This window comes from Enterobacter sp. PTB (assembly GCF_051130085.1).
Taxonomy (GTDB): Bacteria; Pseudomonadota; Gammaproteobacteria; order Enterobacterales; family Enterobacteriaceae; genus Enterobacter; species Enterobacter ludwigii.
Genome location: NZ_JBDKEE010000001.1, coordinates 255,104 through 268,548, shown reverse-complemented (window position 1 = coordinate 268,548; position 13,445 = coordinate 255,104). Strand labels below are relative to the sequence as shown.

At 55.6% G+C, this 13,445-nt stretch carries 17 protein-coding genes and 1 pseudogene; 3 read left to right on the top strand and 15 right to left on the bottom strand.

Annotated features, from left to right (window positions below):
* Positions 1 to 218: 218 nt before the first annotated feature.
* The gene (yodD, locus tag AAIR21_RS01385; RefSeq protein ID WP_008500310.1) at positions 219 to 446 is read right to left on the bottom strand and encodes a YodD family peroxide/acid resistance protein; all 228 of its coding nucleotides are present in this window, start codon (positions 444 to 446) and stop codon (positions 219 to 221) included.
* A 129-nt stretch (positions 447 to 575) separates the two neighbouring features.
* Between yodD and dsrB the strand changes: the two genes are divergently transcribed.
* Entirely contained in the window at positions 576 to 764 is a 189-nt protein-coding gene (gene dsrB, locus AAIR21_RS01380; RefSeq protein ID WP_020883333.1) for a protein DsrB, read from the top strand.
* A 104-nt stretch (positions 765 to 868) separates the two neighbouring features.
* Here dsrB and rcsA read toward each other — a convergent pair whose 3' ends face one another.
* From rcsA to fliF, 14 genes and pseudogenes are all read right to left on the bottom strand, one after another.
* Positions 869 to 1,492 carry a transcriptional regulator RcsA gene (gene rcsA / locus AAIR21_RS01375; protein ID WP_008500313.1) on the bottom strand — a complete coding sequence of 208 codons (624 nt, stop codon included), beginning with the start codon at positions 1,490 to 1,492 and terminating at the stop codon, positions 869 to 871.
* A gap of 278 nt (positions 1,493 to 1,770) precedes the next feature.
* A pseudogene (gene fliR, locus AAIR21_RS01370) lies at positions 1,771 to 2,572 on the bottom strand (flagellar biosynthetic protein FliR).
* A gap of 7 nt (positions 2,573 to 2,579) precedes the next feature.
* Entirely contained in the window at positions 2,580 to 2,849 is a 270-nt protein-coding gene (gene fliQ / locus AAIR21_RS01365; protein ID WP_008500315.1) for a flagellar biosynthesis protein FliQ, read from the bottom strand.
* A gap of 9 nt (positions 2,850 to 2,858) precedes the next feature.
* The gene (gene fliP / locus AAIR21_RS01360) at positions 2,859 to 3,596 is read right to left on the bottom strand and encodes a flagellar type III secretion system pore protein FliP (protein WP_008500316.1); all 738 of its coding nucleotides are present in this window, start codon (positions 3,594 to 3,596) and stop codon (positions 2,859 to 2,861) included.
* The gene (fliO, locus tag AAIR21_RS01355; protein WP_025203802.1) at positions 3,596 to 3,970 is read right to left on the bottom strand and encodes a flagellar biosynthetic protein FliO; all 375 of its coding nucleotides are present in this window, start codon (positions 3,968 to 3,970) and stop codon (positions 3,596 to 3,598) included. The genes fliP and fliO overlap by 1 nt, the downstream gene beginning before the upstream one ends.
* Positions 3,971 to 3,972: 2 nt before the next feature.
* Positions 3,973 to 4,386 (bottom strand): flagellar motor switch protein FliN, encoded by a 414-nt coding sequence (gene fliN / locus AAIR21_RS01350; RefSeq protein WP_014170738.1) that lies wholly within the window; start codon positions 4,384 to 4,386, stop codon positions 3,973 to 3,975.
* The gene (gene fliM / locus AAIR21_RS01345; RefSeq protein ID WP_014170737.1) at positions 4,383 to 5,387 is read right to left on the bottom strand and encodes a flagellar motor switch protein FliM; all 1,005 of its coding nucleotides are present in this window, start codon (positions 5,385 to 5,387) and stop codon (positions 4,383 to 4,385) included. The genes fliN and fliM overlap by 4 nt, the downstream gene beginning before the upstream one ends.
* Positions 5,388 to 5,391: 4 nt before the next feature.
* A complete protein-coding gene (gene fliL, locus AAIR21_RS01340; RefSeq protein WP_020883336.1) occupies positions 5,392 to 5,862 on the bottom strand; it encodes a flagellar basal body-associated protein FliL in 471 nt (156 codons plus the stop codon).
* Between the two features lie 106 nt (positions 5,863 to 5,968).
* A complete protein-coding gene (fliK, locus tag AAIR21_RS01335) occupies positions 5,969 to 7,207 on the bottom strand; it encodes a flagellar hook length control protein FliK (protein WP_183516181.1) in 1,239 nt (412 codons plus the stop codon).
* A complete protein-coding gene (gene fliJ, locus AAIR21_RS01330) occupies positions 7,204 to 7,647 on the bottom strand; it encodes a flagellar export protein FliJ (protein ID WP_014170734.1) in 444 nt (147 codons plus the stop codon). The genes fliK and fliJ overlap by 4 nt, the downstream gene beginning before the upstream one ends.
* A 21-nt stretch (positions 7,648 to 7,668) precedes the next feature.
* Complete coding sequence (gene fliI, locus AAIR21_RS01325) at positions 7,669 to 9,039, bottom strand: flagellar protein export ATPase FliI (RefSeq protein WP_032680683.1); 1,371 nt, start codon at positions 9,037 to 9,039, stop codon at positions 7,669 to 7,671.
* Positions 9,039 to 9,746 carry a flagellar assembly protein FliH gene (fliH, locus tag AAIR21_RS01320; RefSeq protein ID WP_032678466.1) on the bottom strand — a complete coding sequence of 236 codons (708 nt, stop codon included), beginning with the start codon at positions 9,744 to 9,746 and terminating at the stop codon, positions 9,039 to 9,041. Before fliH ends, fliI begins: the two co-directional genes overlap by 1 nt.
* Complete coding sequence (gene fliG, locus AAIR21_RS01315) at positions 9,739 to 10,737, bottom strand: flagellar motor switch protein FliG (RefSeq protein ID WP_014170730.1); 999 nt, start codon at positions 10,735 to 10,737, stop codon at positions 9,739 to 9,741. Before fliG ends, fliH begins: the two co-directional genes overlap by 8 nt.
* A complete protein-coding gene (fliF, locus tag AAIR21_RS01310) occupies positions 10,730 to 12,409 on the bottom strand; it encodes a flagellar basal-body MS-ring/collar protein FliF (protein ID WP_014170729.1) in 1,680 nt (559 codons plus the stop codon). The genes fliG and fliF overlap by 8 nt, the downstream gene beginning before the upstream one ends.
* Before the next feature lie 228 nt (positions 12,410 to 12,637).
* On the opposite strand from fliF, the gene fliE reads away from it, so the two are divergent.
* Positions 12,638 to 12,949: a flagellar hook-basal body complex protein FliE gene (gene fliE, locus AAIR21_RS01305; protein WP_014170728.1), complete on the top strand. Its 312-nt coding sequence runs from the start codon at positions 12,638 to 12,640 to the stop codon at positions 12,947 to 12,949.
* A 74-nt stretch (positions 12,950 to 13,023) separates the two neighbouring features.
* The gene (gene yedD / locus AAIR21_RS01300) at positions 13,024 to 13,437 is read left to right on the top strand and encodes a lipoprotein YedD (protein WP_020883340.1); all 414 of its coding nucleotides are present in this window, start codon (positions 13,024 to 13,026) and stop codon (positions 13,435 to 13,437) included.
* The last annotated feature ends 8 nt before the right edge of the window (positions 13,438 to 13,445 follow it).

Below are 13,445 nucleotides of genomic sequence, written 5' to 3'. Positions count from 1 at the left end.
CTCCTTCCAAACCCGCATGCGGCGCATGTTGTCCCTCATAACTAAATTTATTATGTACCAAATATTATATTCGCCATGAGAATATATGCTTGTCATACAAAATGGTTGAGGATAGTGTTTTGTGTACATCAGATTTCCTGGTGTAACGAATTTTCAAGTGCTTCTTGCATAAGCAAGTTTTGATCCCGGCCATCCCCATGACCGGGATTTTTTTCGTCCTAACGATTTGCTTCAGACACGCTAAAATCGTGTATATCAAGCTCGAAGGCCTCCGCCAGTTCACGGTAGGTGTGATAATCCCTTCCGTTCACAATGACCCTGTCTGAATTGTCGTCCGAACGACGGACTTCTGACTCACTGATCTCATTGATGGCGGCCAGCAGGGCATCGACATCCACCTCAACCTCGCGTTTGATGGTGTCGCTGTACTCTTTGTCGGTCTTCATTACGGGGTACCTCATTTTGCCGTCTCCAACCCTAAGTATAGACTGCGCACAAAAACGCCATTCACACCGGGCAGCGATGCCAGTTAAGGCGTTTTGTTCTACACTGGCTCAAAACCAGAGGAGGAACGTATGAAGGTCAACGATCGGGTAACCGTTAAAACGGACGGTGGGCCGCGCCGCCCGGGTGTGGTCCTGGCAATTGAAGAGTTTAGTGAAGGCACGATGTACCTGGTATCACTTGAAGACTACCCGCTCGGCATCTGGTTTTTTAACGAACTGGGACACCCGGATGGCATCTTTGTAGAGAAAGCGCAATAGCATGGCGTCGGGTGGCGACTGGCGCGCCCGACACTGTCCACAGAAGCAAAAATCTCTGGCCAGGCCAGAGATCAAAGGTAGGGTGCAAAGGGTTTTTTTAGCGACTAACGCATGTTGACGAAAATCCCGTTCGTCACATTATCGGTGAGGCGTACCACGTGATAGATCACTTGCTTATTATGCGTTTTAATTTTCCTTTTAATATTTCCTTTATGTGACGAAACGGTTTTGGCTTTAATATTCATCTGGTCTGAGATCTGAATAGTCCCTTGCCCTGCCATCCACATTCGCAGCATGCTTGATTCAGTCCTGCTTAATGATAGGGTGGGTAAGTTAACCGCTCCTACATTTTTAACTTCTTTATTCAAATAATCACCCAGAATGTCATCCAGCGACTCTGGTTTAATCGATTTAGAACTGATCAATAAATTTTTACGAACCAACAAATACTCATCGAAATGGATATTCGCGATCGCCATAAAAACAATAAACAGGGTTTTTGGATGCTGATTAATGATTTGCTTAATGTGCTGACTGTTGGCTGGATCGTGAATGAAACAGTCCTCATTAATAAACACCACGCCTGGTTTAAGTTCGTCACAAGCGGCTGCGAGTTCGTCAACGGTGTGTGCATCGTTGATGTCTCTCTTTCTTACCCCTCTGCTTGCCAGGTACCCGGTTAACCCTAGCCGGGTGTAGCTGCATAAATCCATAATGATCGTTGACATGGCATACCCTCACTCAATGCGTAACGATAATTCACCATCTGCCTGAGAGCTCATAACAGCCATACGGGATGGAAAAAATTAATAAACCTGTGAGCATGACAAAGACTTTCAGGCGGACTCACTATCCCGTAAAGTTACGTATAATTTGCCAGGAATCTTCTTAAAGTAAAGTAAATATTAAGTATTGTGAGGTGGTTAGAAACAATTAAACCGCGTCAGATATATCCTGGAAGATGTTTTTCATGTTTTATTTTAGGAATATCCTCAGAAAGACAATATCAACTGTGAGGGCTATTATTTACGCGGTAGCTCACTGACAATATCTGCTAACAGATTGAATATCTCGCCGAATAAGTGCTCACAGAAGGGGGCGATAAGGGGCATCAGTAATGACATTAATAAAATACCGACCGTCAGCGTCAGCGGAAAACCAATGACGAACACCGAGAGCTGCGGTGCCATTCGGTTGAGTAAGCCTAAGGCGAGGTTCACGGTCAGCAGCAGGGTGATGATCGGCAGCGCCAGCATCAGGCCGTTCAGGAAAACAAGCCCGGCCGCACGCGTAAGCGCCAGAAACGCGTTGCTGTTCACCGGGTTTTCCCCAATCGGCAGCGTATGGAAAGTATCCACCAGCATGGAGATGAGCCACAGATGGCCGTTGAACGACAGGAACAGCAGCATGGCGAGCAGATCGATAATGCGCGCCAGCACCGGCATGTTGAGGTGGCTACCGGGATCCACAAACGTGGCGAATGATAAACCCATTTGCAGGCCAATCAGTTCGCCGGCGGTCCGCACGGCCGCGAAGGCAAGCTGCATGGTAAAGCCTACGGCCACGCCAATCATCACCTGTTGCAGTGCAACCCACACCGCTTTCGCCGAGAAGATCGGAATATCCACGGGCGGGAGAGAAGGGGCGACGATAATGGTGATGATGATGCCCAGCCCCACTTTGACGCGCTTGGGTATCGTTTTCTCACTGAGAATGGGGGCCGTTGTAATCAGCGCCAGGATACGCAGCATCGGCCAGAAATAGACGCCAAGCCATTGAACCCACTGGTCACTGGTTAAGTGCAGCATCGTCGGGTCAGCCGATGATGTACGGCAGATTGGTAAACAGGTTGCGCATATAGTCCAGCAACAGGTTCAGCATCCACGGCCCGGCAACGATAATCGCCACGAACACGGCGATGATTTTTGGGATAAATGACAGCGTCATTTCGTTAATCTGCGTGGCGGCCTGCAGGATACTGATAATCAGACCGGTCACCAGCGCGACAAGCAGTAACGGCGCGGCAACGGCTATCGCGATTTTCATCGCTTCCGTGCCCATCATCATGACCGATTCTGGCGTCATTACGGCTCCTTAACTGTAGAAACTCTGCGCCAGCGAACTGACCAGCAGTTGCCAGCCATCGACCAGGACAAAGAGCATGATCTTAAAGGGCAGGGCAATGGTGGCCGGGGGCACCATCATCATCCCGAGCGCCATCAGAACGCTGGCGATCACCAGATCGATAATCAGGAACGGAATAAAGATGGTAAAGCCAATCTGAAAGGCCGTTTTCAGCTCACTGGTGACATACGCAGGCAGCAGAATACGCATCGGAACGGCTTCCGGTCCCTGAAGCTCGCCGGTATTGGACAGGCGGGCGAAGAGTGCCAGGTCCGCTTCCCGGGTCTGGCGGAGCATAAACTCCCGCAGCGGCTGAGCCCCTTTATCGAGCGCTTCCTGCATGGAGATTTTATCTTCGCTAAACGGCTGGTATGCGTCGGTATAAATCTTGTCGATAACCGGCGACATAATGAAAAAGGTTAAAAACAGCGCCAGACCCAGCAGTACTTGGTTAGGCGGCGCGGACGGGGTGCCCAGCGCATTGCGCAGCAGACCAAAGACGATGATGATTCGGGTGAAGCTGGTCATCATCAGCAGGATCGCCGGAATAAACGTCAGCGAGGTGATAAAAACCAGCGTCTGCACCGGCAGCGACCAGCTTTGCCCGCCGCCTGCAAGAGGGGTTGAGACCAGACCGGGCAGTTGTGCATAAACCGCAGGGGCAAACAGGCCGACGCCCGCAAGCGTAAGGGATAACAAACGGCGCATCAGGATCTCCCGGAACGCTTAAGCAAACTCTTCATGACGGACTGAAAATCCGCAGGGACTTCTGCGCGCTCGTCACCCGTTGCCGGGGCTGGCGGCAGTTTATGCAAGACGTTGATGCTGGAGGCAGTCACGCCCAGCACCAGCCGTGCATCTTCCACATCGACAACGACCACGCGCTCGCGTGGCCCCAGTGTCGTGCTGGCGCTGACCTTCAGACCGCGGGTGCCGGCGGTTTTACCCGCCAGGCCGAAGCGCTTCGCCAGCCATGCGGCGATAAGAATAAAGGCAATAATACCGAGCAACGCGCCACTCACCTGGAGCAGCGGAGAGCCGGGAACGGCAGAGGGCTGTGATATTGTTGCCTGGGTTTTCATGCTTAACGGCTCAGACGACGCATACGTTCAGATGGCGTAATAATGTCGGTGATGCGCACGCCGTATTTATCGGCAACCACCACGACTTCACCCTGGGCAATGAGATAACCGTTGATCAGAATATCCAGCGGTTCGCCGGCGAGACCGTCAAGGGCCACCACGGAACCCTGCGTCAGACGCAGCAGCTCTTTAATGGTCATGCGGGTGCGGCCCAGTTCCACGGTCAGCTTAACCGGGATATCCATAATCAGATCAATATCCTGCAGCGTACCGCTGACATCGCCGCCGCCGAGCTGCTGGAACACAGCATCCGCTGCACTTTTGGCCGGAGTCGTTTTTTGCTCGTTTAACGCGTCAGCCCACAGATCGTCCAGTGCTCCGCTGTTTTCATCGGACGGATTGTTCATGTCACTCATTTGGGCTGTTCCTCATTCAGCGAATTCAATATCGGGTTGATCAAGTGCTCAACGCGTAACGCATACTGACCGTTAATTGTGCCGTACTGACTTGTCAGCACGGGGACACCATCCACATGGGCAATAATGCGGTCGGGTTTTTCTATCGGCAAAACATCGCCGGGTTGTAATTTCAGGATCTGGGATAAGCGCAGCGGGATATCCGCGAAGCTCGCCACCAGCTCAAGCTGAGAATGCTGAACCTGACGCACCAGGTTTTCACGCCAGTTCTGATCTTCGTTGCGTGAGTTCTCCAGCGGCGGGTTGACCAGCAGTTCACGCAGCGGTTCGATCATGCTGAACGGCAGGCAGATGTTGAACTCACCGGTCAGGTTACCGATCTCCACATGGAACGGGGTATTCACGACGATATCGTTCGGGGAGGTGGTGATATTGGTAAATTTCACCTGCATCTCAGAACGTACGTACTCCACTTCCAGCGGGTTAATCGCTTTCCACGCGTCGCTGTAAGATTCCAGCGCCAGCTTCAGCATGCGGTTGATGACGCGCTGCTCGGTGTGGGTAAATTCACGCCCTTCCACTTTGGTTGGGAAACGCCCGTCGCCACCAAACAGGTTATCCACCGCAATGAACACCAGGCTTGGCGAAAACACCACCAGACCTGTGCCGCGCAGCGGTTTCAGGTGGATCAGGTTAAGGTTCGTTGGCACCGGCAGGTTGCGGGCAAACTCATGATACGGCTGGATGCGGATCGCACCGACCGTGATATCCGGGCTACGACGCAGCAGGTTAAACAGCCCCATACGGAACTGACGTGCAAAACGTTCGTTAATGATCTCCAGCGCCTGCAGACGTTCACGTACTACGCGGCGCTGGGTATTGGGATCATAGGGACGAATATCGCTATCGCCGCCAATACCCGGTTGCGGATCATCGTTCTTATCGCTGTCGCCGTTAAGAAGCGCGTCGATTTCTGCCTGAGAAAGAATACTGTCGCCCATGTCGTTACCGCAGTATGAAGGCTGTATACAGAACGTCAGTGACTTCCTGCTTGGGTTGACCGTTTACCAGCGGGGTCGCCAGCGTCTGTTTAATGGCGTCGACCAGCTTTTGCTTACCGTCATCGGTAGCAAGCGTTGAGGCGTCCTGACGAGAGAACAGCAGCAGCAGACGGCTACGCACTTCAGGAAGATAATCATTCAGGCGCGCACGCGTGGCTTCATCTTTCAGGCGTAACGTAATACCCACATACAGCACACGATCCGCATCACCCAGATTCACGGTGAAGGTATCCAGTGGGAAGAATACCGGTGCCGGAGGAGGAGGCGGTTCGGCTTTGGCCGCAGCGGTAGAAGGTTCCTGCTGCATACGCCAGTAACTATAGCCCGCGGTAGCGCAGGCGGCGAGCGTGATTAACACCAGCAGCGGGATCCAGATGGAACGCTTGCTTTTTTTGGTGATCGCGGAGTCAGTCATCTGATACGAGCTTCCTGTTTCGGTACAGCTTAATAAGGTGATTATCCCGTGTCCTGCTGTCGTCAAAGCGTGGAAAAGACGGGGATAATCACGCTACCTCTGGCGTTTAGGCAAAGATGTCTACGGCACTGTTGCCACGCGCCGCGGATTGCAGGGTGGCAGGGGCAGGCAGTAACTCATCGCTCTCCTCATTAAAACCGCCGGTATTACCGGAACGTGAAGCCTGTTGCTGCTGTTGAGAGGAGGACTGCTGCTGTCCGGCAAAGCTCTCGCTGCTGACACTGCTTTGCGCGAGCTGAATGCCACTCTCAGCAAGCGACGTGCGCAGGACAGGCAGTGCAGCTTCCAGGGCCGCACGCACGTGGCTGTGCGCCGACACCATTTGCAGTTGTGCCTGGTTATCATCCAGTTTCAGGGTAATCTGGACCTGGCCCAGATCTTCCGGGTGCAGACGCAACTCTGCGGTCTGCTGGCCCTGTTTCGTGAACAACGTAATGTGCTGACTCAGGGATTGCTGCCACTCCTGGGTTCCCAGCGGCTGGCTCAATACCGGTGCCGTGGCAACGGTTGCGGCAGCGTGGCTGGTTACGTTGCTGGAAATGACGGGCGCAAGCGTTGCGGTCGGGGCTGTTGAAGAGGGTGAACTGGCGAGATCCTGCTTCTCAGCGGCGGCGGCCACGATCGGGGTCGCCGGTGCGTTGACCGGTTGAGACGGATCGGCGTTTTGCGCCTGCGCCTGATAAGTCGACGCTTGTTGCGCTTTTTCATGGCCCGACAGCAGGGTGCTCATGGACTGTTGACCTACACCATTTTGCGAAAGCGCGGCAGCGTTCAGCGTTGATTTCGCCGTCACGCCAATACCTGTCGCGCCAGAGGCCACCGGCGTTGCCGTCTGCTGGTGGGGCAGCATCGCCATCAGCGCGCTCAACCCTGCCAGCTCTTCTTCGCTCAGCTCGCTTTTGCTGTCATCCTGCGTTTTCACCGCGCTCAGGGTCTTCAGGGCATCACCTTTTGAAACCGGCACCAGCCCGGAAACGAGGGTTTCCAGCGGGGTGGCTGCTGTCGGTTCATCGCCTGTCAGGGCTGGCTGACGCGAGAGCAGGTTGGCTATTTTGTCCTGCAGGGTGTTCTCTCCCCCGGCTTCCTGAGCAACTTTTGACAGCTTACTGCCGGCTGCTTTCAGGTCAGCCAGCGTCAGCGGCGCATCGTTGCCCTGGCCTGTTGCGTCCGTCAGGGCGCCTGCCAGCAGAGAAAGAAAGTCTTGTGCACCGTCGGTGCCTTTCCCCGTTTGCATGCCGCCCGACAGGTCGCTGTCGGTCATCAGCAGTTGTTGCAATGTGATCATTCCGGTTTCCTCATTGATGCGCGCTGGGCAAACTCATCCATTTTCTTCTGATCCAGACGGTTTTCCGCCAGGGTCGTTGCCGCGATCTGTCGGTCCTGTAAGGTCTGCCAGGCCTGCAGTCGCTGCTTTTTCTCGCGCCAGAAATTCAGCGCGGTGTCGACTTTCTGGGTCCACTGGTTAAGCTGCTGGCGATGCTGTTCAATCGCCTTTTCCAGCGTCTGAATAAACTGCTGATAGTTAATCCAGCGCTGGCTTCCAATGCCCTGTGTCATATCGGTATTGAGGTTGGTGCGATATTCATGCTGATAGTCGATTAACATCTTCAACTGCTCTTCAGCCTGCTGGCACCCGCGTCGCATTGCGCCAAGCTGCAATGCGGCATCATCAACTTCTTTCTCAGCCAGATCTTTCAGCGTTGATAACGCGCTGTTTTGCGCCATGACCTTCGCCCTCCACCTGTGTTACACCTGCGGGAAAATCAGCTCCAGTGCCTGGAGTGAGTCTTCCCAGTCGGCGCGTTCAAAAATACCTTGTTGCAAAAACGCCTCCAGCTGCGGCCACAGGCTAATCGCTTTGTCGAGCATCGGGTCGCTGCCTTTGGCATACGCCCCCACGCTCACCAGATCGCGGTTGCGCTGGAAGCTGGAGAGGAGTTGTTTGAAGTTACGCACGCGGGCGTAGTGCTTCTCTGTGATCAATGCCGTCATTGCACGGCTGATTGATGCTTCGATATCAATTGCCGGGTAGTGGCCGGCTTCGGCCAGACGGCGCGATAACACAATATGACCGTCGAGGATCGCACGCGCGGAGTCGGCAATCGGGTCCTGCTGGTCATCGCCTTCGGTCAGAACCGTATAAAAAGCGGTGATTGAGCCGCCGCCGCTGATGCCGTTTCCTGCACGTTCGACCAGCGCCGGGAGCTTGGCAAAGACCGAAGGCGGATAACCTTTGGTCGCCGGAGGTTCTCCGATGGCGAGAGCGATTTCACGCTGCGCCATCGCATAGCGGGTCAGTGAGTCCATAATGAGCAGCACGTGCTGGCCGCGGTCACGGAAATCTTCCGCGATACGGGTGGCATACGCAGCACCCTGCATACGCAGTAACGGTGAGACATCCGCCGGTGCGGCGATGACCACCGAGCGGGCACGGCCTTCTGCACCGAGAATGTTTTCAATAAAGTCTTTTACTTCGCGACCACGTTCACCGATCAGACCCACGACGATGACATCGGCCTGGGTGTAACGTGCCATCATGCCAAGCAGGACGGATTTACCCACCCCTGAGCCGGCAAACAGGCCCATACGCTGCCCGCGGCCTACGGTCAGCAGGGCGTTAATCGGGCGCACGCCGGTGTCGAGGACATGTTCGATGGCGGTACGCTGAAGGGGGTTAAACGGCTGGGTGATCAGCGCGCCGGTTTCGGTGGTGTCCGGCGAGGGCAGACCGTCCAGCGGTTTACCGCTTCCGTCCAGTACGCGGCCAAGCAGGGCAGGGCCAAGTGGGAGCTGTTTCCCGCTTTGCAGTCCATCGCCGCTGATGTTTTTCGCATACACGCGCGCACCGGGCAGAATGCCTTCAACTTCTTCAAGGGGCATCAGGAACAGGCGTTGGCCATTAAAGCCGACGACTTCGCTCTCAACTTCACGCGTCTCTAGTCCATCCTGACGCTCAATCACGCAGGTGGCTCCCAGCGGAAGCTGCAGGCCAGTGGCTTCCAGCACCAGGCCGGTGGCCCGCGTGAGTCGTCCGTAACGGCGAACGGACGGCAGCTGCGTCATCTTCGCTTCAAAATTATCGAGCGTGTTGAGCCAGCGGGTGAGGCGTGCAGTCATCAGACGACTCCCGGTGCTGCCAGGCGGCACAGTTCCTGCCAGCGGGTCGCAACGCTGGCATCCAGGTCACCTTCATCGGCAGAGACCTTGCAGCCTCCGTGATGCAACGACGGGTCGCCGCGCAGACGCCAGCCGTGCAGGCTCAGCGTCGCGCCCAGACTCTCTTCCACGCGCTGGAGGTCGTCCGGATGAACGCGCAGCTGCGGTTTCCCACTGAACAGCGGCTCCTGCTGAAGCAGACCCTGAATTTGTTTAATCAGCGCGGTGTTGTCCACCGCCGGCGCGTGGCCGATCACCTGACGGGCGGCTTCCAGCGCCATCTGCATCAGCCTTGAGGCAATGACGCTGTCCAGCGCATCCAGCGTGTGCTGAAACTCGCTGACCAGCTGCTGCATACGGGCGTGAAGTGGAGCCTGTTGCTGGCGCGCCTGTTCAATGCCGTGTTCTAACCCTTTGGCCAGACCTTCCTGATACCCCTGATCGTGGCCTTTCTGGCGTCCTTCGTTCAGGCCAGCCGTGTAGCCCTGCTCATGGGCCTGCATCTGCAGCTGGGCCAGCATCTGCGCGCGCTGCTCTTCTTCGCTCAGCTCAGGCTGCTCGACATCCGGGTCGCCCTCTTCGGGCGACAGCACGGCGGGTGTGAACTCTGACAGGGGAGGCGCCAGATCGTCGGGCGTCCAGCGCTTCCACGGCAGTTCATTAGACATAGGTGTCGTCTCCGCTGCCAATCACCATCTCGCCGGTTTCCGCCAGACGACGAACGATAAGCAGGATGGCTTTCTGTTCGTTTTCCACCTGAGACAGACGGACCGGGCCACGGTTGGCAAGGTCGTCGCGCAGGATATCTGCCGCACGCTGAGACATGTTGCGCAGGAACTTCTCGCGCAGCGGCTGCTCGGCACCTTTGAGGGCGATAAGCAGCGACTCGGAGTCCACTTCCTGGAGGAGGCGCTGGATGCTGCGATCGTCCACTTCGACCAGGTTTTCGAACAGGAACATCTCGTCGATAATTTTCTGTGCCAGCTCGCCGTCGAATTCGCGGACGGCGGTAATGACCGCCTCTTCCTGCTGCGTTTTCATCAGGTTGATGATCTCTGCCGCCGTTCTCACGCCGCCCATTTTGCTGCGCTTGAGGTTCTGGCCATCGAGCAGGTTGTTCAGCACTTCGGTCAGCTCCGCCAGCGCGGCTGGCTGGACACCACCGAAGGTCGCGATACGCAGCATCACATCGTGACGCAGGCGCTCTTCGAACAACGCCAGAATATCGGCCGCCTGGCCACGTTTGAGGTGGACAAGAATGGTGGCGATAATCTGCGGGTGCTCGTCGCGGATAAGGTCGGCGGCACTCTGCGGCTCCATAAAGTTGAGCGTCTCAATACCGCTGGCGGTATCGCGCGTTTCCAGAATGTCTTCCAGCAGGCTGGCAGCACGCTCTTCGCCCAGCGCCTTGACCAGCACGGAGCGCAGATAGTCGTTGGCGTTGACGTTGAGCGCAGCAAACTGTTCGGCTTCCTGCTCAAATTCAGACAGCACTTCCGTCAGTTGTTTGTTAGAGATCTGGCGTACGTTTGCCATAGCCGCACTGAGAATCTGTACTTCGCGCTGGGAGAGGTGTTTGAACACCTCGGCCGCACGGTCTTCGCCAATGGTCATCAGCAGGATGACGCTTTTATCGGTGCCTGAAAGCGTGTTACTCATGTTCGTTACCCATCCACTGGCGGATGACCAGCGCCACGACGCGCGGATCGTTATCTGACATTTCGCGAATGCGCTGGCTCATGACCTCGGCGCCCATACGCTGGTTAGCACGGCGTTGCTGCATCTGTTCGTCTTTGCTGAGGCGAACTTCAACCGCATCTTCCACTTCCTGACGGGTACTGACCTGTTCGCGCGCCGCTTTTTCAGCTTCAGCACGACGCTGGAGCTGAGGACGAATGCCCTTACGCCACAGCAGCCACGCGACAATCAGAACCAGCAGCCAGCGACCTGCGGACAGCAGCTGATCGATAAACGCCTGCTGTTGCCAGAACGGCAGTTCGCCACCTGACTCTTCAACCGAGTTGAACGGTGAGTTCACCACGTTGAGCGTGTCGCCGCGCTTCTCGGAGTAACCCATCGCTTCACGGGTCAGGTCTTCAATCTGTTTCATCTGCTCGGCGGTCAACGGCAACGGCTTGCCATCCGCCAGTGTCTTGTAGTTCACCACCACCGCAACCGACAGACGCTGTACATCGCCCACGTTCAGTTTGGTGTGGCGGATAGTACGGTCCACTTCGTAGTTGGTGGTTTCGTTACGACTGCTGGTACGCGGACCGGCGGTGCTGGCTGTTGATGTGGTCTGCTGATTCGTTTGCTGACCGTTCTGCTGATTAGCCGGTGGCGTTGAGATTGGTGCCGCGTTAGCCGGTGCTGGCTGGTTAGACAATGCGCCTGGCACACCGCCTGGGTATGCGCCGCCAACCTGTTCGTTTTCATTGACCTGACGAGAGCGCATTACCGCCTGAGCCGGGTTGCCATTCGGGCTGTATTGCTCTTCGGTCTGTTCTTTATTAGAGAAGTCAATCTGCGCGGTAACCTGCGCATGCACGTTGCTGTTACCGACGACCGGGCCAAGGATGGCTTCGATGCGACGCTGCACGCGACCTTCCACATCCGCGGCATATTTCAGCTGCGCGTCATTCAGATCGCGGCCTGCGGTATTGGACTGGGTCAGCAGATGACCACTTTGATCAACCAGCGTCACGTTACCCGGCGGGAGACCGGCAACGGCGCTGGAGACCAGATGGGTCACCGCGCTGATTTGTCCTTCATCCATTGCACGGCCAGGCTGGAGGTTAACGGTGACGGAGGCCGACGGGGATTTCTGCTCGCGGACAAACAGGGAGGGTTTAGGCATGGCCAGGTGCACACGGGCACTCTTCACCGGACCCAATGTTTCAATCGTACGGGCCAGCTCACCTTCCAGCGCACGCTGGTAGTTCACCTGCTCGCTGAACTGGCTGATACCGAATTTTTCCTGATCCAGCAGTTCAAAACCAACCGCACCGCCCTTTGGCAGTCCCTGTTGCGCCAGGCGCAGACGAAGTTCGTGCACCTTATCAGCCGGTACCTCCAGCGCACCGCCGTTATCCGCAAAGCGATAAGGGATGTTCATCTGGGTAAGCTGGGTGACGATGGCACCGCCATCCTGATCGGAAAGGTTACTGTAAAGCGTGCGGTAATCAGGGCTTTTCGCCCACAAGACCATCGCTACAAGGATCGCAATTGCGGCAGCGCCTGCCACGATCAACGGGATTTTAGGATTCGCGCGAAGGCGGTTCATCCACTCGAGTGATTTATTTTGTGGCGCTGTCGATGCTGTTGCACTCATTGCGCACCTCTTAAATCCTGGTGGTTTACGTTATTCGTGTAGAGAAACAAAACTGACTCCCGGGTCGGCAAACACGACAAAAGTTCCATATTGATGGCCCTGCCATTATTTGATGATTCAGGATTTTCTATGCGTCAAATAACCTGGTTTTTTCACGCTATTTACCGCCATTATCTTATTGACAAGCTGTTAGTCTTGACCCCGTAAAAAACCATTCAGGGGAGAGTCATGGCTATACAGGGTATTGAAGGGGTGATCAGTCAGTTGCAGGCAACGGCGATGACGGCCCGTAATCAGAATGTGGCAGAACAACCGAGCATCAGTTTTGCAGGACAACTGCACGCCGCGCTTGACCGTATCAGCGATACCCAGACCGCCGCACGTACTCAGGCGGAGAAGTTCACCCTCGGCGAGCCGGGCGTGGCACTGAATGATGTGATGACCGATTTGCAAAAAGCCTCGGTTTCCCTGCAGATGGGGATTCAGGTGCGTAACAAGCTTGTGTCTGCTTATCAGGAAGTGATGGGGATGCAGGTTTAAGCCCCGTCGATCTTCGCTGGCAGCCCAAGCGCTTTAATGCCACAATATTTTTTTCTTCGAATGCAGGAAAGATGATGAAAAAAATAGCAATTGCTGGCGCGCTGCTGGCACTGACCGGGTGCGTTCAGGTGGATAACTATCAGGAAGTGATCAAACACCCCGTCCCGGCGCATCTGGCAGGGTACTGGCAGTCAAAAGGGCCGCAGAGCAAAATGGTGAGTCCAGAGGCGATTGCCACGCTGGTGGTGACGGAGGAGGGCGATACGCTGGACTGCCGTCAATGGCAGCGCGTGATCGCTGTACCGGGTAAAATCATGCTGCGTTCAGACAGTTATTATAACGTCACCCGCAAGCTGGATATTTATCCGCTGGAGCGCGATGGCTCTGTTCTTGAGTATGATGGTATGGAGCTACAGAAGGTCGATCGCCCGACGGTAGAGTGCGCAGATTATCTGAGCAAAAATCCGCTTGAGAGTAAACTTCCGTAGTGCATGTT